Origin of the sequence: Synechococcus sp. HK01-R (assembly GCF_014217855.1) — a bacterium.
In the GTDB taxonomy this organism is placed as follows: domain Bacteria; phylum Cyanobacteriota; class Cyanobacteriia; order PCC-6307; family Cyanobiaceae; genus Synechococcus_C.
Genome location: NZ_CP059059.1, coordinates 2,412,267 through 2,437,703 on the forward strand (window position 1 = coordinate 2,412,267; position 25,437 = coordinate 2,437,703).

Annotated in this window: 32 protein-coding genes and 1 tRNA gene; 14 read left to right on the plus strand and 19 right to left on the minus strand. The window is 62.7% G+C overall.

The features are described from left to right. Positions 1-23: 23 nt before the first annotated feature. Complete coding sequence (locus H0O21_RS12990; protein WP_185189931.1) at positions 24-1,262, minus strand: glycosyltransferase; 1,239 nt, start codon at positions 1,260-1,262, stop codon at positions 24-26. A 76-nt stretch (positions 1,263-1,338) separates the two neighbouring features. Here H0O21_RS12990 and H0O21_RS12995 point away from each other — a divergent pair, with 76 nt between their 5' ends. Continuing rightward, positions 1,339-1,596, plus strand: a complete 258-nt coding sequence (locus H0O21_RS12995) for a hypothetical protein (protein ID WP_185189932.1) — start codon at positions 1,339-1,341, stop codon at positions 1,594-1,596. A gap of 24 nt (positions 1,597-1,620) precedes the next feature. On the opposite strand, the gene H0O21_RS13000 is transcribed toward H0O21_RS12995, so the two are convergent. The 7 genes from H0O21_RS13000 to hisF form a co-directional block, all read right to left on the minus strand. Continuing rightward, positions 1,621-1,707 (minus strand) — tRNA-Ser (locus H0O21_RS13000). A 20-nt stretch (positions 1,708-1,727) separates the two neighbouring features. After that, positions 1,728-3,530: a ComEC/Rec2 family competence protein gene (locus H0O21_RS13005; protein ID WP_185189933.1), complete on the minus strand. Its 1,803-nt coding sequence runs from the start codon at positions 3,528-3,530 to the stop codon at positions 1,728-1,730. 36 nt (positions 3,531-3,566) lie between these two features. Then, positions 3,567-4,439 carry a glycine--tRNA ligase subunit alpha gene (gene glyQ / locus H0O21_RS13010; protein WP_185189934.1) on the minus strand — a complete coding sequence of 291 codons (873 nt, stop codon included), beginning with the start codon at positions 4,437-4,439 and terminating at the stop codon, positions 3,567-3,569. 45 nt (positions 4,440-4,484) lie between these two features. Continuing rightward, entirely contained in the window at positions 4,485-4,835 is a 351-nt protein-coding gene (locus tag H0O21_RS13015) for a hypothetical protein (protein ID WP_131456159.1), read from the minus strand. An 86-nt stretch (positions 4,836-4,921) separates the two neighbouring features. Then, a complete protein-coding gene (ubiE, locus tag H0O21_RS13020) occupies positions 4,922-5,623 on the minus strand; it encodes a bifunctional demethylmenaquinone methyltransferase/2-methoxy-6-polyprenyl-1,4-benzoquinol methylase UbiE (protein ID WP_185189935.1) in 702 nt (233 codons plus the stop codon). Positions 5,624-5,634: 11 nt separating this feature from the next. After that, entirely contained in the window at positions 5,635-5,853 is a 219-nt protein-coding gene (locus H0O21_RS13025) for a hypothetical protein (protein ID WP_185189936.1), read from the minus strand. Positions 5,854-5,892: 39 nt separating this feature from the next. Continuing rightward, on the minus strand, positions 5,893-6,672 hold the full coding sequence (gene hisF, locus H0O21_RS13030) for an imidazole glycerol phosphate synthase subunit HisF (protein WP_131456155.1): 780 nt from the start codon (positions 6,670-6,672) through the stop codon (positions 5,893-5,895). Positions 6,673-6,739: 67 nt separating this feature from the next. On the opposite strand from hisF, the gene H0O21_RS13035 reads away from it, so the two are divergent. Genes H0O21_RS13035 through H0O21_RS13045 form a run of 3 tightly spaced genes read left to right on the plus strand, consistent with a single transcriptional unit; the run spans position 6,740 to position 9,956 of the window. Next, on the plus strand, positions 6,740-6,961 hold the full coding sequence (locus H0O21_RS13035) for a DUF2862 domain-containing protein (protein WP_131456153.1): 222 nt from the start codon (positions 6,740-6,742) through the stop codon (positions 6,959-6,961). An 11-nt stretch (positions 6,962-6,972) separates the two neighbouring features. Further along, a complete protein-coding gene (chlG, locus tag H0O21_RS13040) occupies positions 6,973-7,926 on the plus strand; it encodes a chlorophyll synthase ChlG (protein WP_185189937.1) in 954 nt (317 codons plus the stop codon). Further along, complete coding sequence (locus H0O21_RS13045; protein ID WP_185189938.1) at positions 7,923-9,956, plus strand: transglycosylase domain-containing protein; 2,034 nt, start codon at positions 7,923-7,925, stop codon at positions 9,954-9,956. The genes chlG and H0O21_RS13045 overlap by 4 nt, the downstream gene beginning before the upstream one ends. Here the strand turns inward: H0O21_RS13045 and H0O21_RS13050 are convergent. Both H0O21_RS13050 and H0O21_RS13055 read right to left on the minus strand, forming a co-directional pair. After that, positions 9,934-11,313 (minus strand): 16S rRNA (cytosine(967)-C(5))-methyltransferase, encoded by a 1,380-nt coding sequence (locus tag H0O21_RS13050; RefSeq protein WP_185189939.1) that lies wholly within the window; start codon positions 11,311-11,313, stop codon positions 9,934-9,936. The two genes, H0O21_RS13045 and H0O21_RS13050, sit on opposite strands and share 23 nt — an antisense overlap. Before the next feature lie 7 nt (positions 11,314-11,320). Further along, positions 11,321-11,698 carry an MGMT family protein gene (locus tag H0O21_RS13055; RefSeq protein WP_185189940.1) on the minus strand — a complete coding sequence of 126 codons (378 nt, stop codon included), beginning with the start codon at positions 11,696-11,698 and terminating at the stop codon, positions 11,321-11,323. On the opposite strand from H0O21_RS13055, the gene trmH reads away from it, so the two are divergent. Next, on the plus strand, positions 11,697-12,386 hold the full coding sequence (trmH, locus tag H0O21_RS13060; protein WP_185189941.1) for a tRNA (guanosine(18)-2'-O)-methyltransferase TrmH: 690 nt from the start codon (positions 11,697-11,699) through the stop codon (positions 12,384-12,386). The genes H0O21_RS13055 and trmH overlap by 2 nt on opposite strands. A 15-nt stretch (positions 12,387-12,401) precedes the next feature. Here trmH and H0O21_RS13065 read toward each other — a convergent pair whose 3' ends face one another. Further along, positions 12,402-12,662, minus strand: coding sequence for a hypothetical protein (locus tag H0O21_RS13065; protein WP_131456141.1), 261 nt, complete (start codon positions 12,660-12,662; stop codon positions 12,402-12,404). A 20-nt stretch (positions 12,663-12,682) separates the two neighbouring features. After that, complete coding sequence (locus H0O21_RS13070; RefSeq protein ID WP_185191043.1) at positions 12,683-13,501, minus strand: ABC transporter permease; 819 nt, start codon at positions 13,499-13,501, stop codon at positions 12,683-12,685. Between the two features lie 124 nt (positions 13,502-13,625). On the opposite strand from H0O21_RS13070, the gene H0O21_RS13075 reads away from it, so the two are divergent. Together H0O21_RS13075 and H0O21_RS13080 are read left to right on the plus strand one after the other, a co-directional pair. After that, positions 13,626-14,186, plus strand: a complete 561-nt coding sequence (locus tag H0O21_RS13075; RefSeq protein WP_185189942.1) for a sensor histidine kinase KdpD — start codon at positions 13,626-13,628, stop codon at positions 14,184-14,186. Between the two features lie 14 nt (positions 14,187-14,200). Continuing rightward, positions 14,201-14,563: a hypothetical protein gene (locus H0O21_RS13080; protein WP_370523056.1), complete on the plus strand. Its 363-nt coding sequence runs from the start codon at positions 14,201-14,203 to the stop codon at positions 14,561-14,563. On the opposite strand, the gene H0O21_RS13085 is transcribed toward H0O21_RS13080, so the two are convergent. Genes H0O21_RS13085 through H0O21_RS13100 form a run of 4 tightly spaced genes read right to left on the minus strand, consistent with a single transcriptional unit; the run spans position 14,531 to position 16,498 of the window. Further along, the gene (locus tag H0O21_RS13085) at positions 14,531-15,106 is read right to left on the minus strand and encodes a prepilin-type N-terminal cleavage/methylation domain-containing protein (protein ID WP_185189944.1); all 576 of its coding nucleotides are present in this window, start codon (positions 15,104-15,106) and stop codon (positions 14,531-14,533) included. The genes H0O21_RS13080 and H0O21_RS13085 overlap by 33 nt on opposite strands. Next, positions 15,106-15,624 carry a GspH/FimT family pseudopilin gene (locus tag H0O21_RS13090; protein ID WP_185189945.1) on the minus strand — a complete coding sequence of 173 codons (519 nt, stop codon included), beginning with the start codon at positions 15,622-15,624 and terminating at the stop codon, positions 15,106-15,108. Before H0O21_RS13090 ends, H0O21_RS13085 begins: the two co-directional genes overlap by 1 nt. Then, a complete protein-coding gene (locus H0O21_RS13095) occupies positions 15,621-16,016 on the minus strand; it encodes a type II secretion system protein (RefSeq protein WP_185189946.1) in 396 nt (131 codons plus the stop codon). Before H0O21_RS13095 ends, H0O21_RS13090 begins: the two co-directional genes overlap by 4 nt. Beyond that, positions 16,013-16,498 carry a hypothetical protein gene (locus H0O21_RS13100; RefSeq protein ID WP_185189947.1) on the minus strand — a complete coding sequence of 162 codons (486 nt, stop codon included), beginning with the start codon at positions 16,496-16,498 and terminating at the stop codon, positions 16,013-16,015. The genes H0O21_RS13095 and H0O21_RS13100 overlap by 4 nt, the downstream gene beginning before the upstream one ends. 70 nt (positions 16,499-16,568) lie before the next feature. On the opposite strand from H0O21_RS13100, the gene H0O21_RS13105 reads away from it, so the two are divergent. Then, entirely contained in the window at positions 16,569-17,282 is a 714-nt protein-coding gene (locus tag H0O21_RS13105) for a response regulator transcription factor (RefSeq protein ID WP_185189948.1), read from the plus strand. Between the two features lie 3 nt (positions 17,283-17,285). Here H0O21_RS13105 and H0O21_RS13110 read toward each other — a convergent pair whose 3' ends face one another. Further along, the gene (locus tag H0O21_RS13110; RefSeq protein WP_185189949.1) at positions 17,286-18,569 is read right to left on the minus strand and encodes a HAMP domain-containing sensor histidine kinase; all 1,284 of its coding nucleotides are present in this window, start codon (positions 18,567-18,569) and stop codon (positions 17,286-17,288) included. Between the two features lie 127 nt (positions 18,570-18,696). Between H0O21_RS13110 and H0O21_RS13570 the strand changes: the two genes are divergently transcribed. The 6 genes from H0O21_RS13570 (at position 18,697) to H0O21_RS13575 (ending at position 23,430) form a co-directional block, all read left to right on the plus strand. Then, a complete protein-coding gene (locus H0O21_RS13570) occupies positions 18,697-19,164 on the plus strand; it encodes a prepilin-type N-terminal cleavage/methylation domain-containing protein (RefSeq protein WP_185189950.1) in 468 nt (155 codons plus the stop codon). A gap of 95 nt (positions 19,165-19,259) precedes the next feature. Next, positions 19,260-20,597, plus strand: coding sequence for a hypothetical protein (locus tag H0O21_RS13120; RefSeq protein WP_185189951.1), 1,338 nt, complete (start codon positions 19,260-19,262; stop codon positions 20,595-20,597). A gap of 277 nt (positions 20,598-20,874) precedes the next feature. After that, on the plus strand, positions 20,875-21,006 hold the full coding sequence (locus H0O21_RS13520) for a hypothetical protein (RefSeq protein WP_255441038.1): 132 nt from the start codon (positions 20,875-20,877) through the stop codon (positions 21,004-21,006). Positions 21,007-21,251: 245 nt separating this feature from the next. Next, entirely contained in the window at positions 21,252-21,725 is a 474-nt protein-coding gene (locus H0O21_RS13125; RefSeq protein ID WP_185189952.1) for a hypothetical protein, read from the plus strand. Continuing rightward, entirely contained in the window at positions 21,722-22,243 is a 522-nt protein-coding gene (locus H0O21_RS13130; protein WP_185189953.1) for a Tfp pilus assembly protein FimT/FimU, read from the plus strand. Before H0O21_RS13125 ends, H0O21_RS13130 begins: the two co-directional genes overlap by 4 nt. After that, on the plus strand, positions 22,219-23,430 hold the full coding sequence (locus H0O21_RS13575) for a hypothetical protein (RefSeq protein WP_185189954.1): 1,212 nt from the start codon (positions 22,219-22,221) through the stop codon (positions 23,428-23,430). The genes H0O21_RS13130 and H0O21_RS13575 overlap by 25 nt, the downstream gene beginning before the upstream one ends. Before the next feature lie 524 nt (positions 23,431-23,954). On the opposite strand, the gene H0O21_RS13530 is transcribed toward H0O21_RS13575, so the two are convergent. Together H0O21_RS13530 and H0O21_RS13535 are read right to left on the minus strand one after the other, a co-directional pair. Continuing rightward, entirely contained in the window at positions 23,955-24,698 is a 744-nt protein-coding gene (locus tag H0O21_RS13530; protein ID WP_255441039.1) for a DDE-type integrase/transposase/recombinase, read from the minus strand. Between the two features lie 116 nt (positions 24,699-24,814). After that, the gene (locus tag H0O21_RS13535; RefSeq protein ID WP_255441040.1) at positions 24,815-25,042 is read right to left on the minus strand and encodes a hypothetical protein; all 228 of its coding nucleotides are present in this window, start codon (positions 25,040-25,042) and stop codon (positions 24,815-24,817) included. Between the last annotated feature and the right edge of the window lie 395 nt (positions 25,043-25,437).

The window sequence follows — 25,437 nt, forward strand, 5'->3', positions numbered from 1 at the left end:
GTTTCCCACGCGTCTCATTCCACTCAATCGCAACGCCCGAGCTCCGGCAGCCCACCAGGGTCACTCGCCGCAACGGCACAGGCCTTCCGATGGGCCAGCCAGAGGCGGTCGACAAGCGTCTCAAAGCGGGACGCAAACGCCTCCGGACGGAAACGCTCAGCCCACAGGCGAAGGGACTCAGGGGCAAGCTCCTGCCAGAGGCGCCGCTCTTCAAACCAGCGCACGGCCTCAGCCACAGCGGCCGGAGTTTGCTCAGAAAACAGCACACCAGTCGGGGCGGACACCCCGGCTGCCGCACAGCGGACACTGTCAAGCAAGCCGCCCCGTCCAAGGGCGATCACGGGGGCGCCGGCCGCCATCGCCTCCACTGGGGCAATGCCGAAATCTTCGAGGCCGGCATACACAAAAGCCCGGCAGGTTCCCATCAGCCTCTCGACCTGATCCTGGGGACATCGCCCAAGGATCTGAACCGATGGTCCCGCCAGTCGCTCCAGAGCAGGGCGCTCTGGCCCGTCTCCAACCACGAGGAGTGGCAACCCAAGGCGATTAAAGGCCTCCACCACCACATCCACCCGCTTGTAGGGCACAAGACGACAGACGCAGAGATAGACATCAGAGCGTGGGAGGTCCCAGCGGAAGCGCTCCACCTGCACGGGCGGATGCAGAACCTGAGCCTCGCGCCCCCAGAACTGTTGAATCCTCCGGGCCGTGAACCTGGAGTTGGCCAGAAGATGATCCACCCGCTGAGCACTGAGCTGATCCCACTGGCGCAGTGCATGCAGCTGCCAGCGGATGAGTGGTCCGAAGCCACGACGCACCAGGGCAGAGCGACGCAGATAGGCGTGCATCTGATCCCAGGCGTAACGCACGGGAGTGTGCACGTAGCTGATGTGAAGCTGATCGGGGGCCGTAAGAACTCCCTTGGCCACCAGATGGCTACTGCTGATCACGAGGGGGTAATCGGAGAGGTCGATCTGCTCGATCGCCAGAGGCAGGAGGGGCAGATACTGCTGCACATGGGAGGTGCCCCAGGGCAGCGCCTGAATCGGGCTGGTCAGAATGCAACGCCCCTGCCAGCGGCTCCCAGGGCGACCGCTTTCTGCATCCACAAGGGCCGCAAGATCAGGCCTGATGCCCCGGGTAGCGAGATGGTCATCGATGGCCGCCACCACCTGCTCAGCACCACCCACCGAGCGAGGGGTAAACCACTCGTGCACCAGAGCAATGCGACCGGGCAGATGTGGCAATGCCTCGCCTGGCATCCAAAGGAGGGCTCAGATTCATCACGAAGTCTCTCAGCAGGTTGCGCCTGTCGAGCGCCCTCTCGAAGCTGGATCCATGTCCACGACGAACATGGCGATCCATGCCCTGCTGGAGGAGTCGCTGAGCGAACCATCGATTGGAGAGACCAGCTGCTTCCGATGGCATGCCACCCCTGTTGGCATTGCCGCCCTCTGGAACAAAAGTCAGTCACCGCTCACGCCTCCCTTTGAGGATGCGATGAAAGAAGGCTTGCAGGTGGGTCTGGATCTCAGCCGTGAGGAACGGGAATTTCACCAGGTGAGCCAGGGCTTGGTGCTGTTATTTCACTCCTGATCCATCGACCAAGCCGGATGAAAACGGAGAGGGTGGGATTCGAACCCACGAGGGTGTGACCCCTACACGATTTCGAGTCGTGCGCATTCAACCGGACTCTGCCACCTCTCCAAACGCCGATTAGGCGCACCTCACTTTAGGGGGCGACCCGTTGCCTGCCTCAGGTTCACACGGCGGCGACCGGCCTGAAGCAACAGCAGCCCCTGTCCCGCCATCTGTTTTGGAGCCTGCAGTTCCAGCCCCGCACTCGCCAGTCGCTGGCCTGGGGCTAAAGGCGGCTGCCCCTGGTGTTCCGCCAGCACCGTGCGCGCGAGAGCACGCCAGCAATGCAAAGCATCGCTGGCCACAGGATCGAGCAACGCAACCCAATCAAGGCGACGATGGCCATGGGCCTCAACGAGACGGCGGGCCAGGGCACAGCTCCGCCGATCCCCATGACTGCTCACCAGAGCGGCCCGCCCCTGATGACGCGCCAGCAGCCAATGGCGCCCCCACTGCTCCACCACCACCAGCCCATCGGCAAGCTGCACCATCGCCTGGATCAGCACCGCCAGCAGCAACAACGGCAGGGTTCGCAAGCGAAGACCACACCAGTGTTGAAGCAACCAAGGCAGCAGGCCCAGCACCAACAGCAGCACCACCCAGGGCTGAGGACGACCGGTCAGCAGCTGAGCAAAAGGCCACTGGCTGATCCAAGTCACCATGGCGATCAGCAGCGCCGCCAGATGCTTCACGGGCCAGATCAACCAGGGCAGAAGCAGCAGGGTGACCCCCTCAGGGAGCACGAGCACCACGAGGGCCAGGGCCATGGACGCCAGGGTGAGGGGAGCCAGGAGAGGCGCAGCCAGCAGATTCGCCACCAACGCATACAAGGGCGTCGAACCGAAGTGCAGCAGTTGAAGCGGCAGGGTCCAGAGCAAGGCCGCCAACGGCACCGAGAGAGCGGTGGAGAGCCATGGGCCGAAGCGATGCGGCCATCGGGCCGCCAACCAGAGCTCCAGTGGCCGGGCGGTGATCACCAGACCGGCCGTGGCAGCAGCACTCAACTGAAACCCGATCGAGTGCAACCAGGCCGGGTGGATCAACACCATCAGCACAAGACTGAACACCAGCACCCCCAACGGTCGACTGCGCTGCCCGCCCTCGCGAATCAACAGCGCCACCGAACCCATCAACACCGCTCGCACCACGGAGGGCTGGGCACCAGCCAGGGCCAGAAACAGCCCCATCGCTCCGGCACCGCTGCTCAGTCGCCATGCCGCCGGCCAGGATCGGGCCAGAGCAAGGGTGGTTCCAAGCAGGACCGACAGATGAAAGCCTGAAGCCGCCAGGGCGTGGGAGAGGCCAGCAACCCGAAAGCCATCGCGCAGCTCGGCGGAGAGTTGCACCTGGGCACTGCCCAGCACCAACGCCGCCAGCAGACCGCCTCGATCCGGCCCGGCCGCATCCTGAAATTGAGTGGCAATCCGTCGCCGGGCATCGGCCAGGGGGGTCCAGTCCTGCCCGGTGACCTCCAGCGCCTTGGTGCGGAACTGACTCCAGGCCCCATGGGCCGCCAGTCGTTGGGCCGGTGCACTCAGCAGGGGATGGGCCGCAGGTGCCGGTGCTCGCAAACGCCCCCTGGCACGGATCCAGGCACCCGCTCGCAATCCCTCGCGGCAGGGGCGCCACTGCAGTTCGGTGCGCCCCGATCGGCGCTGGCCATTGATCCGATGCACCTGCACAAGGGCCCGACAGGCCCCATCACGCAGGGGACCATCAACCAGCACGCGACCCTCAAGCCAAAGCATCGCGGCCTGAGACTTGGTGCTGATCAACGCCGCTGGATCCTGGGGCCCCGGGTTGGGTGCGGAGGCCCACAACAAGCGCAACGACAGCAGAGCCATCAGCACAAACAGCAGCAGGATCCGCGCTTTCGGCAGACGGGCGGGCATCGCTCAGGGACAAGGCTTCCCTGAGCATTCCCCCGGCTAAGGCTGCTTCAGGAGAGGGAAACCAAGCGCCTCACGCTCCGCCAGCCAGGACTCCGCAACTTTGCGGGCCAGATTGCGGATGCGGGCGATGGTGGCGGTGCGCTCGGTCACGGAGATCACTCCCCGGGCCTCAAGCAAGTTGAAGGTGTGGCTGCACTTCAGAACGAAGTCAAGAGCCGGTGCAGGCAGAGCCTTCTCGATCAGTGCCGCGGCCTCAGCTTCATAGATCGCGAACAACTGCTTGAGTCGCTCAGGATCGGAAGCTTCGAAATTGAAGTGGCAGTGTCCCTTTTCGAAGGGAAGCCAGAGATCGCCATAGCTGCGCTCTGCGTTCCAACTCAGATCCCAGATGCTCTCGACATCCTGGAGATACATGGCCAGGCGCTCCAGGCCGTAGGTGATTTCAATCGACACCGGACGACAGTCGATGCCTCCGCACTGCTGGAAATAGGTGAACTGCGTCACCTCCATGCCATCCAGCCAAACTTCCCAGCCCACGCCCCAGGCCCCAAGAGTGGGCGACTCCCAGTTGTCTTCCACGAAACGAATGTCGTGCTCGGCCGCCTTGATCCCCAAGGCCTCAAGGGAGGCCAGGTAGGTCTCCTGAATGCCATCGGGTGATGGCTTGATCAGCACTTGGTATTGGAAATAGTGCTGTGCCCGGTTGGGATTGTCTCCGTAGCGCCCATCGGTGGGTCTGCGGCAGGGTTCGGGATACGCCACCGCCCAGGGTTCCGGCCCGATCGCTCGCAACACCGTGTGCGGACTCATGGTGCCGGCGCCTTTTTCGGTGTCGTAGGGCTGCAGCAGCAGACACCCCTGGTCGGCCCAGAAACGATTGAGGGTGCTGATGATGTCCTGGAAGTGCATCCGCTGGCGGCCGATCGCACGCCATTCTCCAGCCGAAGGGTCCCCCTACCGGCTCAGGGAGAAGCAGCGATGCAAGTGGGCGATGGCGTGATGCCGATGGGGATTGCTGCGACTCGGACTCATCATTCCCAACCAGAAGCTGCCATCCCCCTGGAAGACGAGCACAGGCTTGGCGGATGCTTTGCCGTGGGAATCCAGCAGCGACATGCAGAGCTTTTCTGCCACTTCCATGCCCTTCGGCCGAGCGCGCAGGCGACGCAGCACCGGATCCACCTGGGAGAACGAGACGAAGGTGGCGCGCTGGGAGTCGGTCACCAGGATCATCCCGTCAAGCCACTGCACCTCAAGGAGCAGGTCCTCGATCGAGGAGAGCAGAGAGGGGAGAGGGAACGCCACGGCCAAGCACCGTTTTCTTAATCATTTCTTTCTAAACCCACCACCGCCCTGGTCGCAAGCGACACAGCATGAGACGAAATGGATGGTCAGGTTTTCAGCAGCAGCAGACCCATCTGCCCCCCGGCGAGGGGGCGATGGTGGGCTTCAAGAAAGCCTGCAGCCAAGGCCATCTGCTCCTGAGCCGGGCCAGTGGCAAAACGTTCGAGACTGGCCTCTAAATAGGCGTATTGATCACGCAAGCCCGCCATCGCAGCGGCTGGCACCACCAGCCTGCGCAAGTAAGCCCGCCGAAAAGCTTCTGCAGCACTGCCGGGCGGTTGCCGGTTGAAATCCAGCACGGCAGCCCGCGCCCCGGGCTTCAGCACCCGTTGCAACTCTCGCAACCCCGCGGCGGGATCTTCCAAATTGCGTAACCCGTAAGCCATCACCGCTCCATCCAGAGCCGCGGGGGGAAGGCCTGTCGCGAGGGCATCTCCCTGGTGCCATCGGACAGGCAACCAGGGCTCTCGGGATGCCCGCTCCTGGGCCCGCCGCAAGGGGGCGGCCGCCGCATCGAGGCCCAGAACCTCACCCCCCGGACGTAGACGGCGGGCTAGCGCCAGGGCCAGATCCCCTGTGCCGCAGCAAAGATCAAGCCAGCGCTCGCCCGGACGGGGCTGCAACCAGACCAGCATCTGCCGCTTCCAATGGCGATGCAGGCCAAGACTGAGCAGGTCGTTCAGGCGGTCGTAACGGGGGGCAACAGCGTTGAAGAGCTGCTCAACGGCTGCGGGATCTCCGGGTTTCAAAGGGACCGTTCTCAGAGCGGCAGGCCGTTCAATGTCATCACCATGACCGTCGCGAGGCCCACGGCGGCAGAACAGACCATGCAGCCCGCCAGCATGAGCGAAAACTCCTGCTGATCAACAGCCGCCTGCATCAATTGCAAGGCCCAGGCCACCAAAGCGATGACTGCGAGCACTGCAGCCAAGCCGAGCGGCAGAGCCCAGGCGCGTTCGACCAGGGGCAGACCAGCCACCGCAGCTTTTACATACCGTCATCGATCTTAAGAAGCTGATCAGGCCTGCGCGGGCCGGATCGGCAGACCCCGACGCAACAGATCCGCCTTGATGGCCTCCACGGTCAGAACCCCGTCATGGAGCAGCGAAGCCAGCAGGGCGGCCGAGGCCTGCCCCCCCGCTGGCCCCTGATCGAGCGCGGCTGCGATGTGATCCAGGCATCCCGCCCCTCCTGAGGCGATCACAGGCACGGGCACCGCCTGGGCAACGGCCCGCGTGAGCGCAAGGTCGTAGCCCGCCTGGGTGCCATCGCCATCCATGGAGGTGAGCAGGATTTCCCCCGCACCAAGCTCCGCCACCCGACGCGCCCACTCCACGGCATCCAGACCGGTGTTCTCACGTCCCCCCTTGACGTACACATCCCAGCCGCCGCCATCCCTGGCCCGGGCATCGATCGCCACCACGATGCATTGACAGCCGAACCGTTCGGCGCCCCTGGCCACCAGCTCAGGCTCACGCACGGCTGAGGAATTGAGGCTCACCTTGTCGGCCCCCGCCCGCAGAAGCTCGGTGATCCCCTCCACGGAACGAATCCCACCTCCAACGGTGAAGGGAATCGTGACCGCTTCAGCGGTGCGACGCACCAGATCCACCAGGGTGCCGCGCCCTTGATGACTGGCGGCGATGTCGAGAAACACCAGTTCATCAGCCCCGGCCTGGCTGTAGCGGCAAGCCAGCTCCACCGGATCACCGGCATCGCGCAGCCCCACAAAATTCACGCCCTTGACGACACGACCGTCAGCGACATCCAGGCAGGGAATCAGGCGAAGGGCAACCATCAAGCCTTTGGCAAAGATCGGGGGCGCAGCTGTTAGGGTGACGCCCACTTTCCAAGCCTTGCAGGCCATGTCACAGCAGGCGGCAGTCACCATCGACATCGGCTCCAAGGTGCGGGTCACGCGAGTGCGTGATCGCATTCCGGCAAGCCTCGTGGAGCTTCTGAAGAAGGACGCCACCGGCACCGTGACCGATTTCCGGACCACCGATGGCAAAGGGATCGGTGTTGTAGTTGAGCTCAGCAATGGCGCCACCTGCTGGTTCTTCGATGACGAAATCGCCCCCGCCTGAGGCTCAGGCCCATGAGTGACGCCCGTCAACTGCTTGGCATGAAAGGTGCCAGCGGCACTACCAATCTTTGGAAGCTGCGCCTGCAGCTGATGAAGCCGGTCACCTGGATCCCCCTGATTTGGGGTGTGGTCTGCGGTGCCGCTGCCAGCGGCAATTACCAATGGCGTTGGGATCACTTTCTGGCGGCCTTGGCCTGCATGGTGATGAGCGGTCCGCTCCTGGCGGGCTTCACCCAGACGATCAACGACTACTACGACCGGGAGATCGACGCGATCAACGAGCCCTACCGGCCGATCCCCTCCGGCGCGATTCCGCTCGGTCAGGTCAAGCTTCAGATCTGGGTGCTGCTGCTGGCAGGACTGGCTGTGGCCTGGGGCCTGGACCTCTGGGCAGGACATCAGACCCCCGTGGTGCTGCTGCTGGCACTCGGCGGCTCTTTCGTGAGTTACATCTATTCCGCCCCACCCCTCAAGCTGAAGCAGAACGGCTGGCTCGGGAACTATGCCCTTGGCGCCAGTTACATCGCCCTCCCCTGGTGGGCTGGCCAAGCCCTGTTCGGACAGCTCACCTGGGCAACGGCGATCCTCACGCTTGCTTACAGCCTCGCCGGTCTTGGCATCGCCGTTGTGAACGACTTCAAAAGCGTCGAAGGCGATAAGGCCCTTGGCCTTCAATCGCTACCGGTGGTGTTTGGTCTTGAGAAAGCCAGCTGGATCAGCGCAGGAATGATCGATGTGTTCCAGCTGCTGATGGTTGCCGTTCTGATCGCCATCGGACAGCATTTCGCTGCTGTGTTGCTCGTGCTCTTGATCGTGCCCCAGATCACTTTCCAGGACATCTGGCTGCTGCGAGACCCCGTCGCCTTTGATGTGAAATATCAGGCCAGTGCCCAGCCGTTTCTGGTGCTCGGCATGCTTGTGACAGCTCTCGCTGTCGGTCACAGCTCCTTGACCCAGGTGATGTGAAGCGCACCCGCCGTCACTGGCTCATCCTGGCTGCCACAGCTGGAGGTGTGGGGATTGGCGTGGCCATGGGCCAGGCCGCGATCACTCAGGCCCTGGATGCCACCCTCCCCGACGCCAGGGGCATCGCTCGCTTCAACCGCCCCGGCACCATCACCCTGCTCTCCAGCGATGGGCAGGTGATTCAAAAGCTGGGCCCGGCAACGCGAGAGAAGATCGAGCCGGGGCAGATGCCTGAACTGGTGAAGCAGGCGTTCGTGGCCGCGGAGGATCGCCGTTTCTTTGAGCATGACGGCGTTGACCTCTGGGGCATCAGCCGCGCCGTGGTCACCAACCTCCGCCAAAGAGCGGTGCGTGAAGGTGCCAGCACGATCACTCAACAGCTGGCCCGCACCGTTTTCCTCAGCCAAGACCGCACCATCACCCGCAAGCTGAAGGAGGCAGCCCTCGCTTACAAGCTTGAGCGCCAGCTCAGCAAAGAGCAGATCCTTGAGCAATACCTCAATTACGTCTATCTCGGCTCCAGTGCCTACGGCGTCTCTGATGCCGCCTGGGTGTACTTCTCCAAGACGCCTGATCAGCTCACCCTGTCGGAAGCGGCCCTGATCGCCGGCCTGCCACCGGCCCCCTCGATCTACTCCCCCCTGGTGAATCCAGAGCTGGCCCTGGAAAGGCGCTCCATCGTGCTGGAGAGGATGCAACAAGCGGGCTTCATCAATGCAGCGCAGGCCGAGGAAGCGCGTCGCAGTCCCCTGAACCTCAAACCAGCGACACCCAAATACTTCAACAGTGCCGCCCCTTACTTCACCAGCTGGGTGGCGCAGCAGCTGCCGCAAATCCTCAGCCCCGAGCAGCTCGAGGTGGGCGGCCTGAAGATCCGCACCAGCCTCAACCTCAACTGGCAGAGGGATGCCCAAAAGGTGGTACGTGAATTCGCCCCCAACGGCACCGAGGGATCGATCGTGTCGATCGAACCGGGCACTGGCCTGGTGAGGGTGATGGTGGGCGGAAAAGACTTCAACACGAGTCAGTTCAACCGGGCGACCCAGGCCCTGCGCTCTCCTGGATCCACCTTCAAGCTGTTCCCGTATGCAGCGGCGATCAACGCGGGTGTCAAGCCAGAAGACATCTTCAACGACGCCCCCCGCTGCTGGAGGGGCTATTGCCCCAAGAACTTCGGCAATAAATATTTCGGACCGATCTCCCTGGCCGATGCCCTCAAGAATTCGCTGAACACCGTGGCCGTGCAGTTGCAGGACAAGGTGGGCTTCGATCCGATCATCGCCATGGCCAACAACCTGGGGATCGGCACCACGCGCCCCTTGGGCAAGTACTACCCCATGGCAATCGGTGCCTATGAGCAAACGATCCTCGACATGACCGCCGCCTATGCGGCAGTGGCCAATCGCGGGGTCTATGTGAAACCGAGTGCGTTTGAAGAGATCCGCGGACCCGGCGGGGAGGTGCTCTGGAGTCGTCGGGTGGATGGCGATCGGGGCCGACGCGCCGTCGACAGCGACGTGGCCGACGCCATGAACTGGATGCTGCAGCGGGTGGTGGAGGGGGGCACCGGGGTTGCCGCCAAACTCAACGACCGTCCGGTGGCCGGCAAGACCGGCACCTCAGAGGGGGCCCGGGACCTGTGGTTCATTGGCTCCATTCCACAACTCACCACCGCCGTCTGGTTCGGCTTCGATAACAACGCCGACACCAACAGCAACAGCGGCGAAGCGGCCTGGGCCTGGAACCAGCTCATGACCAAGATCAAAGAGCAGTTCCCGGTGCAGAACTTCCCCCCTAAGCCTGAGCTGAAGCGCACCTTCAGGAAACCCGGCAGTGAAGCGAAAAAACCTGGCCAGAACCAGGAGGCTCCCTTCCGGGGCTATGAATACAACCCCGATCCAACGCTCTGGGCACCCGAGTCCACAGACCCCAACCAACCCGCTGCCCCTCAGGCCCCACCACCGCGCTACATCGCCCCGCCCGGCGGCCCACCGGTGGATGAGAACTTCAGGCCTCTGCCGGTGCAGTGATGGTCTCGTTGGGGAGACCCGACGTGGTGATCACAGCGGCATAGAACCCGTCTCCCCCGGTTGGATCAGGCCAGCGCTGCTCCTCGGAGATCAGACGTAGAGACGGTTGGGCCTTGAGAAGGGTCGCAATCTGCCGATGGTTTTCCGCCGGATGGATCGTGCAGGTGGCGTAGACCAGGCGACCAGCCGGAGCGAGCAGGGGCACCATGGCCTCCAAGAGACGGGCCTGAAGAGGGAGCAACCCAGCCACGCTCTCAGGCGTCACCCGCCAACGGGCATCGGCATGGCGAGCAAGGGTGCCCAGGCCAGAGCAAGGGGCATCGAGCAGGATTCGCTGAAACGCTCCTCGCCATTGGGGGCGATCCTGCAGCAAGTCGCCAGCATCAGCCGCCAGGGCATTCACGCAGCCCAGCCCCAAGCGACCGGCATTGGCTGCGACCCGCTGCAGGCGACCAGCGGAGCGATCCACGGCCCACACCTCACCGCAATCGCCCATCAGCTCCGCCAGATGGGTGGCCTTTCCACCGGGGGCGGCGCAGGCATCCAGCACCCGATCGCCAGGCTGGGGCTCCAGCAGGGGCGCCACCCACTGGGCAGCCCGGTCCTGCACACACCACTGCCCCTCCTCAAACCCCGGCCACTGGCGCAGATCACCACCGGATCCGAGCACCTGCAATCCATCGGGGCAACCCTCGATCGAGCGGGTCTCGAGGCCGGCAGCGCTCAGGGCTGCCGAGACAGCCTCTGGGGTGCTGCGCAGCCGATTGATGCGCAGGTCAAGGGGCGGCACCTGATTGCAGGCGCGGGCCACCAGCTCCGCCTGCTCGGCCCCGCACCAACGCAGCAATTCCGCTGCAAACCAGTCCGGCAGGGAGTGCAGCAGAGCAAGCTGGCCAGGTGGATCCGAGGGCAGCGGCAATGACTCCCCCGCCTCATGGGCTCGCAAGGCGGAACGGAGCAGGCCATTCACCACCGGCGCCAGTCGCCCCAGCCCATGGCGTTTCGCCAGCTCCACCGTGGTGTTCACCGCCGCCGCCGCCGGGATCCGCTCCATCTGCAGCAATTGATAGAGACCCAGATGCAACAGCCAGCGCAGACGGGGCGGCTGCTTGAGGGCCGGCACCTTGCCAAGCCGATCAAGCCAGGCATCCAGCCAGCGTCGCCGCCGGATCGCGCCATAGGCCAATTCCGTGGCCAGGCCGCGGTCAGCAGCGGAGACCGTCTGTCCGCGTAGGACCCGCTCGAGGGCGACGTCGGCATAGGCCCCAGCCGCCACGGCCTCCAGCACCTCCCAAGCCAAACGGCGCGGGGCAAGGCCCACCGCAGGGGTGCTGATGACGGACTCAGGCACGGGCATCGGCAGCTCAAACCTCACGTGTCGCGAAACACTCCAGAGCTAGCGCCCCGGTGAAACAGGCAGGATCGGGTGTCCAGAGGAAGCGCCGCAGGGGCAGACGCCCCTCCCCATCCACAGGAATGCCCTCAGCGATCAACAGCTCCCGCTGCATCCAGTCGGATCCCTCACGGCTCGGGCTCATCGCAATGCGCCCCTGGGCATTCACGACCCGATGCCAGGGGATCTGGGAGGGCAGAGGCAGGCGCCGCAAGGCCCAGCCCACCTGTCGAGCACAGCCATAGGCGCCGATCCAATCGGCCACCTGGCCATAGGTGACCAAGCGGCCCCGGGGGATCTGGGACACGGCATCCCATACCCTCGAATCAAAGGACGTGCTCGCTGTCATGCCCCTTCTCCCCCGCCGGTTCGAGAGGCTCCGCTCCGTGCTCAACCAGCGGATGGCCGATCTGACCGTGCTGGTGGAGCATGTGGAGAAGCCCCACAATCTCTCAGCCATTCTGCGCAGCTGTGATGCCGTCGGTGTGCTCGAGGCCCATGCCGTGAGCCTCAGCGGCAGACCGCGCACGTTCAACAGCACCGCCCAGGGCAGCCAGCGCTGGGTACCCCTCTGCGATCACCCCGACGTGACAACGGCCGTGCAGCACCTGAAGGCGCAGGGTTTCAAGTTGTATGGCACCAACCTGGGCGTGGATGCCCGCGATTACCGCGCCTGCGATTTCACGGGCCCCTGTGCCTTCGTGCTGGGCGCCGAGAAATGGGGACTCAGTGAAACCGCAACCGCCCTGATGGACCAGGCGGTGTTCATCCCGATGCGAGGGATGGTGCAGTCGCTGAATGTGTCAGTGGCCACGGCCACGCTGCTGTTTGAAGCGCTGCGTCAACGGCAGACAGCGGGGCTAGCGCCGAGTCACGGGGAGGGGATCCCTGAAGACCGATACGACGACCTGCTCTTTGAATGGGCCTATCCCCAGGTGGCCCGGTGGTGCCGCGAGCAGGGGCGGGCCTACCCGGCGTTGAGCGAAGACGGAGAGATTATCGAGGACCTCCCTCGCACCGCACGATTGCGCTGTTGAAACAAGAGCAGCCAATCAGAACGGAATCAGGACATCCTTACCGGCCTTTGGGCGCTCGATCACCGGGGTTCCGCGTCGCGCCGCCGGAAGCCGAAGCGCAAACACGAGCACCAGGGTCTCCAGGAGCAGGTTGCGACCAATGAACAACACCACCAGGGCCAGGGCGATCGCCAGCATCTGCTCGAGCAGACCGATCACATCATCCGGATTTGACCGACCTGAAAACCACAGGTAGGTCATCAGCGAGAGGAAGATCAGCGTGGCCCACCAGGGCATGGCAGCAACTGCGGATTTCTTCAGTCTGACGCGTCTCGTCCGCTGCTGCTCACCCAAGCCTCAAGCCCCTCCCCGAGGAAGGAGAGCCCGAGCACCAGCACAAACATCGCCAGGCCGGGGTAGAGGGCCGTCCACCAGATCCCGGTGGGCACTGCCGCCAGGGCCAGATTCAGATCACTGCCCCACTCCGGCACCGTTTCCGGCAATCCGAGGCCGAGAAATCCCAGCCCCCCCAACACCAGCACCGCATCGGCGGCATTGAGGGTGAGCAGCACCGGCACGGAGGTGATCACATTGCGGAGCAGGTAACGGCGCAGAATCCACACCGGTCCGGCCCCGAGGGATTTGGCCGCCTCCACGAACAGCTCGGCCTTCACCTGAGCGGTCTGATTGCGCACCACGCGGAAATACTGAGGCACATACACAACGCAGAGGGCAGCAGCGGCATTGGGAATCCCGCGGCCGAGCAGAAAGGCCAGCACCACAGACAGCAGCAGCACCGGCAGGGTGTACAGGGTGTCCATCAGCAGCACCAGCAAGCGATCGACACCACCGCCGAGGTATCCGCTCACCATGCCCAGGGGCACGCCGATCACGAGGGCCAGAGCCACGGCCAGCAACACCACCTGCAAGGCAACACCGCTGCCCTGAAGCGTGCGCACGCACACGTCGCGGCCTAGACGATCGGTCCCGCACCAGTGCTGCAAGGAGGGGGCGGAATAGATGGGATTGTCGAGGCCGGCATTCGGATCAGGCAACACCCCGGCCGCCAGCAGCAATGGGGTGAAAAGGGCCACAGCGACGTAAACCGCCACGATCACCAATCCCCAGCGGGCCATCCGGGCCGAGAGACTGGGGCGGGAAAGGCCCAGGGGGGAGAAACCGAAGCTCAAGGGCCGCCGGGGGGGTCGTGCTGGGGAGATTCTCGCTGCAGAGGACAGCTCGAGCGATGAAGATGAAGCCATGAGCACCCACACCCCCAGGCGCGTACGCCTGCTCGGCAGCCTGATGGGCCAGCTGCAGGTGAGCTGCCAACCGGTGTCGATGACCGACACGCTGCAGCAAGCCATCAACCTGGCGCGCACCACCACCGAACGGGAACTTCAACTGGAACTGCCGGATGGCAGCGAAGGGGCTTCCCTGGTGGCCCTGGCCGATGGCGACCGACTGCGACAGGTGCTGCTCGATCTGATCGAAAACGCCGACAAATACTCACCAGAGCACGCCGAGATTCGCGTGCGCCTGCGCCGCGCTGGCACCAAGGTCTGCGTCGAAGTGGAAGAGAACGGCATCGGCATTCCCGCCGATGATCTTGAGCATGTCTTCGAGCGCTTCCGGCGGGCCAGTAATTCCTCCCAAGGCAGTGGCACTGGCCTGGGGCTCTCCATCGTCAAACTGCTGGTGGAAGCGATGGAAGGTGAGGTAAGCGTTCGCAGCGAGCTTGGCCGTGGCAGTTGCTTTGTGGTGCAGTTGCCGCTCGCGGACCCAGCCCAACCCATCGACGCAGAGACATCCAAGCCATGATCAGCTACTTATTCGTGGCCTCCCTGCTGATTCCGGTCATTCTCTGGGCCGCAATCACGCCCCATTTGCACAGCGACCTGTCGATGCGCATCCTGCACGCCGTTTCGGTGCTGGTGCTGGTGCTGCTGCCACTGCTGCGATCCCTGTGGCTCGATCGCCGTCAGACGCTGCCCGCGCTGTCGGTTGTACTCGCTGTCTTCCTGCTGGTGATGGCAACGGTGAACAGCTGGATCGCATTCATCGGAATGGGCGTGGACTTCGGATGGATCGACCATCTGTTCCTGGCGCTAGGTGCCCTCAGTGTGGAGGCCTACTACTTTCTGGAGCCCAAGGCCTCCAATCCGCTACAGCGCCGCCGTAGTCCGCACGCGGCCTGATGGAGAGAGGGCTTGCTCCAACGCCAGATGCAGCACCGGCAGCACTGGATCACGGCGAGCAATCAGCCCCGTCTCTGCCCCTTCAGGCAAGCTGTCGAGCAGAACCCGATTCTGAAAACGGCTCTCCAGGCTGGGCAGACCATCGAGGCTGTAAGCAGGGCCGCAGCGCATCAGCACCTGGCCACGCCAGATCGAGGAGGGAGCTGAGCCAACGCTGTAGACGATGGCGCGACCTCGGGCGTCAGGGTCAGCGGGATCCGTGGCGATCGCCAGCACCGGGCGGCGCCCCGCCAAGCCACAGGGCCACTGCGCTGATGGGTAGGGATCCAGATCCACCCCATGGGCCATGGCGAGTTCGGCACGGAGCAGCGCCAGGGTGCGCTCCTGCTGGGAACGGGCCTGGAGGCGTGCCGCCATCGCGGCACCGAGCCTGAGGTCACCAAGCAGCAACTGCAGCAGCACGCCAAAGAGCAAGCTGCCCAGGCTGGCGGCCAGTAGCAGCTCCACCAGGGTGAAGCCATCACAGCGATCAGGGCGAGACATCAACCGGTCCTCCCCGTCGGCAGACAGTGGCTGCTGCTCAGGCCAGCGGCTGGATCCTGCTGGTAGCGGCCCTGCCGCATCACGCCCAGGGGGAGACTCACCACCAGGCAAGGGCGAACGGTGCTGCCTGGGGCGGACAGCACCGCCAGCCCCCCGTCCAGCACCAGACCGTTGACACTGAAACGCAGGGGGTCGGGAAGGTTGGTGTCGAGACGGACCACCCCGCGGGAGAGGGGTTCCTCGAGGGCGAGGCCAGCCCCACGACAAGGCGACAGATCAGCGGAGACCGGCGGTTCCCAGCCCGCCTCGGTGAGGGAGAGGGCACAGGCCTTCCCGTCGCGCTCCGCCGATCGCCGGGCTTGCTCCAGGCCCACGGCCAAGCGACGCATGGCCCCATCCAATTCGACGCGAGCGCGATCCTGGCCGGCATGCACCAAACCGATCGAGGCGAGGATCCCCAACACGGCAATCGCCACCAGCAGGTCCACCAGGCTGAAGCCGCCATCACGCTGGCTCATGGCTCCAACTCCTGGGCCTGGAGCGCACAGGTGCCGCTCCCGGCGGGCGTGAGCAACTGGCGACGACTGAGATCGCTGGGGAGATGCCGCAGGCTGAGCCAGACACCACCGGTGGGAAGGTCTGGCTCCAGGCTGCGCTTGAACGGCTCCGGCAGGGGCTGCGCCAACGCCAGCTGATCCGCCATGGTGGCGGCGTCAAAGCGACAGGCCCCCGCATACTCCTGGACCAACCAACGGCGACCAGCCAGCAGGTGGGTGTTGAGCAACTCCAGCTCGCCCTGCTGCTGTTGCCCCTCCAGGGCGGAACGGGCGGCCAGGCTCCAGGTCTGTAGAGCAGCTCCGCTGCTGCCCGTGAGGATCACCGCCGCCACCAGCACTTCCGGCAGGGTCATGACGCCCGCTCCGACACGGGCAGGCGCTGCAAACCGTCCTGCAAACGCCACTGTCCCTGGGCACGATCCAATCGGAAACGCGCAGCAGCCGGTTCAGCCTCCAGGGCCAGGCTGAGGGTCGCACCATTCCCGGCAGGCTCCCAGGCGATCAGACGCCAGGTAGGCGTTTCAGTGTGAACGGTTCCACTGCGGAGCCGTTCGAGTGAAGCCTCTGCGCAGAAAGACGTCAGTCCCTCCCAGTGGGACGAGGGCCAGGCGAGCAGGCAAGCGTCGCCAGGCTCCGATGCCCGTTGCAGAAAGGTCATGGCAGCAGCCCGCAACTGGTCCTCGCGCTGGTGGAGTTGCAGCTGCAAGCGCCCACGGCTGCGGGCCTGAAGCGCGAGGGTGTGCAGAGAGGCGCTGCCGATCAGCAACACAATTGAGGTGCTGATCGCCAGGGGCAACACGAAGCCATTGGCCGGCGGTCGAACGCGAAGACGCATGGATGAACAAGCAACTCCCTAACCATTCCCCCCCCAGGGCCGATACGCTGCCGCCAGAGCACGAAAGGCCTTGAGCGATCAGGAATCAGCGCCGTTGCTGCTGGTGGATGACGACCCCGAACTGCTGCAGTTGCTCTTCGATGAGCTGCAGGGCGCCGGCCATCGGTGTGTGGGGGTGAACAACGGTCAGGACGCACTCATGCACTTGCGCCGTGGCCATTTCGCGCTGGTGGTGCTGGATTGGACACTGCCGGACTTCAGTGGCGTGGAGATCTGCCGCCGGCTGCGCAGCAGCGGCAACACCACGCCGGTGCTGATGGTGACGGCACGGGATGCCCTCGAAGAGCGGGTGGCAGCACTGGATGCCGGTGCCGATGACTACCTCACGAAACCCTTTGAACTGGACGAACTCCAGGCCCGCGTGCGCGCCCAGCTGCGGCGGCGGGACTACGCCAGCGGCCAGGAGGCTACGGCACGGCTGGAGCTGGGCGACCTCAGCATTGATCTGATCCTGCGGCGGGTGCTGCGGGCGGAGCGGGAGATCAACCTCTCGCAGCGGGAATTCGATCTGCTGGTCTGCCTCGTGAAGCACCCCGAACAGGTGCTGGAACGCGAGCAGATTCTCGAGTTGGTGTGGGGCAAGCCCTTCGTGGGTGATCCCAACACCTTGGATGTGTATATGGGCTATCTGCGCCGCAAGCTCGAGAAACCCGGCCTCGCGCAGCTGCTGCACACCGTGCGCGGAGTGGGCTTCATGGCCCGACTGGGGGAGGTGAAGGCCTGAGGGTCAAACCGGAAAGCACAGCTGCAGATCGGCACCCCCTCCGCCCTGATCAGCGATGCGCAACTCCGCCCCCATCGCCTGACTGAGCTCCTGCACCATCGCCAGACCGATGCCGCTCCCGCGGGTGCCGGCGGAACTGCTGCCGCGGGCAAACCGCTCCAGCACGTGGGCCCGCTCGGCGACGGGAATCCCGGGACCGCTGTCGCTGACATGCAGCACCACAGCATGGTGATGGTCCGTTGGCGAACGACGCTCGGAACAACGAAGCAGCACGGGGCCCTGGCTGTAACGGAGGGCGTTATCAATCAGGGCCGCCAGACACTGCTGGAGGCGTTCCCGGTCGGCATGAATCGCAGGAAGCGAGGGCTCAGGGGGAGGTCCGAGCCGGAGCCGTTCAGGAGCCGTTGGTCGCAAGCGCTCAAAGGCCTCAAGCAACTGTTGCTCGCCATCAAGAGCCTCGATCGACAGCTGAAGACGGCCGGAATCCGAGCGGGCCAACTCGAGCAGAACACTGATCAGCTCGGCCATGCGACAGGCTTCCGAATGGATCTGCTGCAGCGACTGATGCAAGACATCGGAATGCGCCTGCCGCAACAGGCGCTGGCTGCGGCCTGAGATCAGCGTGATCGGCGTGCGTAGTTCATGGGCAACGCCATCCACAAACCGGCGCTCCCGTTGCCAAGCCGCCGCCAGGCGTTGCTGGAGATTGTTGAAGGCCTCGGCAATCGGCTGGAGCTCAATGGCTAGCTGTTCCACAGCCAGCGGGTGATCGCCGAGTGAGTCGGCGCTAAGAGCATCCAGTTCGGCACTGAGATCCTTGAGTGGCCGCACAAGTCCGCGCCACAGAACCAGGCGGAGCAAGACGGCGGTGAGCAGAGTGGAGAGGCCAGCAGCGGCAATCAACAACATCTGACTCAGACGCTCCTGGGCAAAGGAGTCGCTGACGTCTTGGCGCACCTCCAACAGCTGAGACCCACCGGCCGCTTCTGACAGACGCACGCGGCTGACCAACCAGGCGGTGCCATCGTTGAGCAGATCAAGCACGGGCTTCTGCTCATCACCCTCCGGCAACAGGGACGACTCCAAACCGACCAGAGGCAGTGCATCGGGACCCAAGGAACCCTCAGAACGCCGGAAAACCAGGGCCTGCACCAAGCGTTGATGCTGCCGCTGCCGCTGCTGGGCGTTGATGCTGCCGTTCAGCACCAAGAGCAGTGTGTAGCCGGCAATCACCGTGAGCACGCTGGTGGACAGCAACCAGAGGCGCAGGGAGGGAAGTGGGCGCATGGAGCCAGACCGGTGGAGAAGCTAAGAGCGTTCTTAGGAAGTGTTTAGCGGCTCCTCCGCCGCAGGGAGCGGAGCAAGGAAATGATGAAAGAGTCCGCACCGAAGGTGCATTCCTCAAGACTCCACCATGACCTCCCTGAATTCGCGCCTTCAACTGGCGCTGCTGAACCGCAAAAAAGGCCGTAACGCCCTCGAGAAAGGCTTCACCCTGGTGGAGCTGATGATCGTGATCGTGATTGTGGGAATTCTTAGTGCTGTTGCGCTTCCTCAATTTCTGGGACTTAGCAATAAGGCCAGAATTGGCAGCCAAATAGGAGAAGGAACTGGTCTCGCAAAAGAATGCTCTACAGCGATTATAGCAGGTGGCCCCTATCCGGCCAACTACGGCACTTTCAATTCAGGACTAACAGTAGCCCAAAACTGCAATGGAGGCGACACAGCTACCGCTCCAGCAGCAAACGTCACCTATGTCTCGACAGCAGCAACAGCTGAAACTGCTGGCGTTACCTGTGGTAGCGCTTCACTAACAAACGGCCAAACATGCACAATTACAGTGAACAATGCAACCGGCGCAGTTTCGTATACAGCAGGATAATTTTTTTACATACAGTTTCTAAATACAGGATAAACAACTCTGGCTTCATCCTCCCCCTCGTTCTGATCATCACGATGATCGTAGGTGCGGGGTTGATGGCCACCACAACCCGGGCCTGGCTCGGGTTGACCGGTGCCGTTCGTCAGAGTCAGGCCCGCTCCGCCCGGCAGGTGGCGGAAGCGGGCCTCGCCCAGTTGATCGAAGCGATGAATCGCGATTACGCCCATCTGCTCGTGGTTGACAACGACAACTGGGCTGACCCGCCCCTGTTTTCCTCGATCTGCGCCAATGCCGTCGCTGGCACTCCCGCCAGCACCGGCAACATCGGCAGCCGCGGCCGCTATGTGCTCGAGTCGTACAACTTCAACGGCAGCCCCTTCTATGGCGGCAGAGCCGATCTGCGGATGCGCGGCGAGATCCTCAAAGCCGATAACTCAATCGCAGCGGCGGCGGTGGTACTGCAGACCGTTGAAATCAAGCCGAAAAGCTGCAGCACCTCCTTCGATCAGCCCACCCAGAGCAGTGGCTTCCCCGGCCTGCTGGCAGCCATGGTCGACATGGGCGGCAATGATGTGCGCGGCCGCCTCAGTGGCAACATTCTCTGCCTTCAATGCGTAGACAATATCCCTAGTGAATGCAACATCTCCAGCGCAAAAGCCCTGGAGGACTACACCATTAACGACAAAATCTGCGTGATTGGTGGCAATCCCAATCAGACCCAGATCGATGGCCAGATCTTCCTCGGCCCGATCGATCTGCCGCCCGTTCCCAAGCCGCCGGCGTCGATGCAGGATCTTTACACCAATCCTCCTGATATCACCACCAGCACCACCATCACCGCAGCGAGCGGGGATGCTGCTCAGATGCTCAACGGCGCCTGCCGCACCGACGCTGATGGCATCACCCACTGCGTCGTCGGCTCGATTGACCTGAGCGATAACGAAACCTTCAGCATCGATTCCAGCGCCGGCCCGGTGCGCCTCTATGTGACCGGAAACACGGTGGATTTCAAAGGCAGCAGTGGCCTGGTGCACACACCCGTGTCAGCGCCCTCCACAAACCTCGGCCTCTTTGGCAGGGAAATCGACCCGACCGATCAATTCACCGACCAGACCGTGATCCTGCGCGGCGGTGCCAGCACCAACAACCTCTGGGTCTATTTCCCCGATGGTCGCCTCGGCATCAAGGGCGGCGCTGGCAATGACGTGAACTGCGACAGCAACGGTGAATGCACAGGCGGCGACATCTATGGCGCGGTGTGGGGAAAATTTTGGGGGGAATCCAATGGCACCGGTGCGCAGATCACCGTGCCAGCCAACATGGGCCAGCAGATCTTCAACAACTATGGGGCCGATTACGCCATCGGCATGCGCGACTACGTCGCCATCGGTGTGTCTAAATGGAGCAGCTTTGTGCTCAACAATGGTGGCTGATTCACTACTTCAATACCAGTGCCAATCACGCCACAGAGTGTTCATGAGAGTCAGATGATAATCAGATGAGAAGCGCCCAAGAATCCGCCTTCTCTCCCGTTCAAAGTCACCACAGCAACCTAAAATAAAAACAGGAAAGAAAGCAGGGCTGCATGACGCTGAAGCCCTTCAACACCAAGAGACGTGTTCCTCAATTGAGGCGACGGAAAGGGAATGATGCCTTGGGTTATTCACTGCCCATGGTCGCCTCGGCATCAAGGGCGGCGCTGGTGATGATGTGAACTGCGACAGCAGCGGCGAATGTACAGGCGGCGACATCTATGGAGCTGCTTACGCCATCGGCATGCGCGACTACACCGCCATCGGCGTGTCTAAACGGAGCAGCTTTGTGCTCAACAATGGCGGCTGATTCACTACTTCAAAATCAGTGCCATTCACGCCACGCAGTGTTCATGAGAGTCAGATGATAATCAGATGAAAAGCGCCCAAGAATCCGCCTTCTCTCCCGTTCAAAGTCACCACAGCAACCTAAAATAAAAACAGGAAAGAAAGCAGGGCTGAATGATGCTGAAGCCCTTCAACACCAAGAGACATGTTCCTCAATTGAGGCGACGGAAAGGGAATGATGCCTTGGGTTATTCACTGCCCGAAGTTATGGTGGCTTCGGTGGTGTTGGCGGCATCTGTGGCCATGACAGCCAACCTCTCCAACTCGACCATGGACGGGATGCAGAGCATGAACCTGCGCTCCAAACTCGACAGTGCCCTGGCCGCACGCATGGAACTAATCCGTGATGCCGGTTTCCGCTATCTCTGCACCCAGGGTTGCGACAACGACCAACTCAGCCTCCAGCTGAAATATGACCTCGACACACTCACACCCCTATGCAAGACCGACAGCCTGGGCTCCTCTCTTGCCACCCATCTCGCAACCGAGCATCCCGAGCTGACAGAGACTTTCAATCTCAACAGCTTCGATGCCAAGGCGCCATCGATCCCGATCATCACCACGATCACCCCGTCAGGCAATCGCCTCAGTGTCTCCCTCACGGCGAAGGATTCCTCAGACCATGCGATCCAATCAATCAGCTCCACGATCGTTCCCCATGCCCAGGGCTGGTGTCCATGAAACGAGCGATCCCACCTCAGGCCGGCTTCTCACTCATGGAGATGCTCGTGGTGGTCGCCTTGATCGGCATGCTCAGCGGCATCGCCCTCCCCAGCTTCCTGGCCAACTGGGAAGACGAGCGCCTCAATGCCGCCAGCAAAACAACGGTGGCCTGGCTGGACGACCTGAGACGCCAGGCGATTCAACACAGCAGCCCCTGCCGCGCCACCTGGGATCTGGAGGCGGTGAGCCTCAGCGCAAGCTGCGATCACGACCCCGACACGATCCGCCGGCTCAACCTCAGGGCCGAAATCCGGCACAGCGAGGCGCTGACGGTGGCCCTGGTCAACGACGACGCTCCCACCACTTGGGTGTTCACACCGCGCGGCACCTCCAACACCTCGGCTCAGGCCCTCTTCACCCTCGCAGACAGCAACCGTGACCCCGGGCGCTGCCTGCGACTGATCGCTCCTCTGGGCCTGCTCAAAACAGCACGACGCAATGCAGCAGGACAATGCGACTACACCACCGCCTACTGACAGCCGCAGGCTTCACCCTCGTTGAGCTGCTGGTCGCCGCCTCGGTGGGTGTGCTGCTCAGCCTCACGGCTTCGCAACTGATGTTCAGCCACATGCGCTCCAGTTCCGCCCTGGAAGCGACGCAACGGCTGCGGGACGACTGGAATCGCACCACCCATTTCATCGAATCGGAAGTGGCCCTGAGCGAACGAGTGCTCACCAACGCCGCCCTGATCAACCTCGCCCAATGCAACCCGGCGATCAGCTCAGCTGAATTCCGCTTCGCGCTGGAAATCCGCCGTGATCTCCCCCCCGCGCTCTACTTCGTTCGCGACAATGCTGAAAACAGCCTCGACTGGATCGGCACCAGCAGCCTCTGGCGCTGCGGCCCAGGCATTGCCGACAATGGCGACTACGCCAACATCATCGACACCTCCACCTCCTCCCTGCTCACGGCGCAACGGCTCGTGGATGGTATGAATGCGAACTGCCATCTCACGGTCAGCTCAACACCAACGGGCGTGAGCAAGTCGCTGCGCTATGAGCTCTGCATCCAGGGGCTGACCAGCTATTCCTACAGCCAAGCGGTCGACACGTATTCAAGAATCAGCCCCGTTTTCTCCTACCCCAACACCAACACGCTGTGCAGTGATGAATATCTCACGATTGAAGGGTTCTACAAACTCAGCGGTGGCACCGCCGGCGCCGACACCCTGCAGGTACCCACCATTGCCCTCAACGAGTACAACGACATCCTGATTTGTGGCTATGGCGGCGGAGACACGATCAACGGATCCAGAGCCAATGATGTCCTGGAGGCAGGTGATAGTGGACGCAATCCTGAGCCAGGAGCAACGATCAATGGGAACGATGGTAGCGATCGTTTGCGTGGAGGACCAGGGAATGACATCCTCAGTGGAGGAAGTGGAGACGATGTTCTGATCGGTGGTGCTGGCAACGATATGCTGGATGGAGGTCTAGGAGAAAATCAATATCTTCCTGGATCCGGGACGAATGTCATCACGGGAGGAGCAAGTCTTGACATTGTGTTCATCGACAGTAACAAAGCCGATGTCGATGGGCTTGGCAACTGCACAAAAACAAGCTGCGCACTAACCTATGTCGCCAACGGAACAAACTCCTCTGCAACTGCAAGCGGGGTTGAGGTACTAATTTTTAGAGACGGTCGTTATGACATCACAAACTGACCTTTATTCGTGATCAAGGTGTCTGATTCAGCCTTAGGACCGCTATGAAGGCCTCCTGGGGCACATCCACCTTGCCCATGGCTTTCATCCGCTTCTTGCCATTGGCCGGTGACTGCCAGGAAAGATGATGCTCCTACCGCTGTTCAAGCAGCCATCGTCAACGTAGCTGGACTGGAGTCAAGTTCGGTTGGTGGTGGGTTGATCCAGACGACCTCCGGTTGACGCCAGCACCTGGTTGACCTTGTCCATCACATTGGATGGCGCTGGCGGGCTCGTTCGTAGACGACATCGCGGTGACGGCTGATCTCCACGGCCTGGCCATCGTGACCGTTGCTGGGGTGTCACGAATTTGATGCCGCTGTGGCGGTGTTGGTGGTTGTACCAGACGACGAATTCGGCGACCCACTGACAGGCCTGGTATTTGGAGGCAAATGCCGTGTCGGGTAGTCAGGCCTATATTTCGTCGTACTGAACAGCGATTCCGAGTACGGGTTGTCGTTTGAGACCCGTGACCTCGAGAAGGATCAGGATCTGAGCACGCCCAGTTCCTCCAGCCGGCTTTCCAGCGTGGGTGCCCGCATGGTGTTGCCGTTGTCAGCGTGGAGGATCAGAGGTTGGCGGCGCCTCTTGCTGATCCGCTCTCTCAGGCAAGCCCGGCTTACCAGATCCGTTGCAATGGCTGGATCTTCTCGCTCAGCAACATCCCAGACCACGACCTTGCGACTCCAGACGTCGATCACCAGGTAGAGGTACAGCCAGATCCCGCGCACGGTGGTGGGCAAATAGGTGATGTCCCAACTCCACACCTGGTTTGCTCCTGAGGCCCGCAAGCGTGGAACTGCTCTGGGCTCCTGTGGCGGCCTTGCACGACCGCGACGGTGCACCTGGTCATGCTCATGGAGCACCCGGTAGAAGCTGCTCTCTGATCCGATAAAAATCCCCTGGTCAGCCAGATCAGGCACGATCTGTCCAGGCGGCAGTGCGGCGAATTCCGGCTCGTTGCAGGTGAGCAAGATGCGCTGGCGCTCGTCGGCCGTGAGGCGATGGGGAATATGGCGGGGGCTGCCTTGCCGGCGATCCTCACCGTCCCCATCAACAAAAAGGCGTTGGCGCCATCGCTTGAGCGTGCGCAGGCAGATGCCGATCTCGCTGCAGGCGCTGACCAGGCCTGCACCAGCGGTAAGGGCCTCGCTGATCAGCTCGATCGCCTTGCGCCCGTGGGCGGCGCTGGTCAGCCTTCCGCGTCCTCCGAGCAGAAGGCTTCCCACTTTTTTCGCAGCACCAGCAAGGTCGCCATCTCAGCCATGGCTTTATCCTTGCGCTGCAGGTCCTTCTACTCCTTCGGAGAAGCCTTCGGCTAGAGGGCCTTGATCTCCTTCTGGTCCTAGGCACGGAGCGTCTCCAGCTCCTTCTGCTCTTTGAAGGTGAGCACTGGCTTGGCGTTGGCATCCTGGGCTGCCTGCCGCCGAAGGTCGACCTGCTCCGGGTACAGCCCCTGCTCACGGCAGTAGGCACTGAGTTCAGTGGCATTCAGGCCCGCGGTCTCCAGCACCACCGTGAATTTGTCGGCAGCGCTCCAGCCGTCTGGGTCTTTCTCGGATGCCGGCACCACCTCTCCCTGCAACCGCCAGGCCTACCACAGTTGTAGAGGGTGATGATGTGAATGCCCAGCTCTGCTGAGATCTGGGCCACACTCTGCCGCTGTGGCGGACTCATCCGCCGTCTGACATCAGCCTTGACGGCCTCGCTGTAACGACACATAGCTCTGCTCCATCAAGCAAACTAGGTGATCAAAATGAAGAGGCGTCAACTTTCCAGGCAGAGGGGGAGGGGGAGAGAGCGTAGAGCTGGTGTCCATAAGTCATATCACGCTCCAGGCACGCCTCGAAATTGACAAATAGGCTACAAAGTATCAACTTTAGTAACGCTACAAAAGATCAGCAGAACCAATTCTGGGTGAATTAATTGTGAATGCAGCACACAGCTCAAGCATAGCCAGTGCTTGAG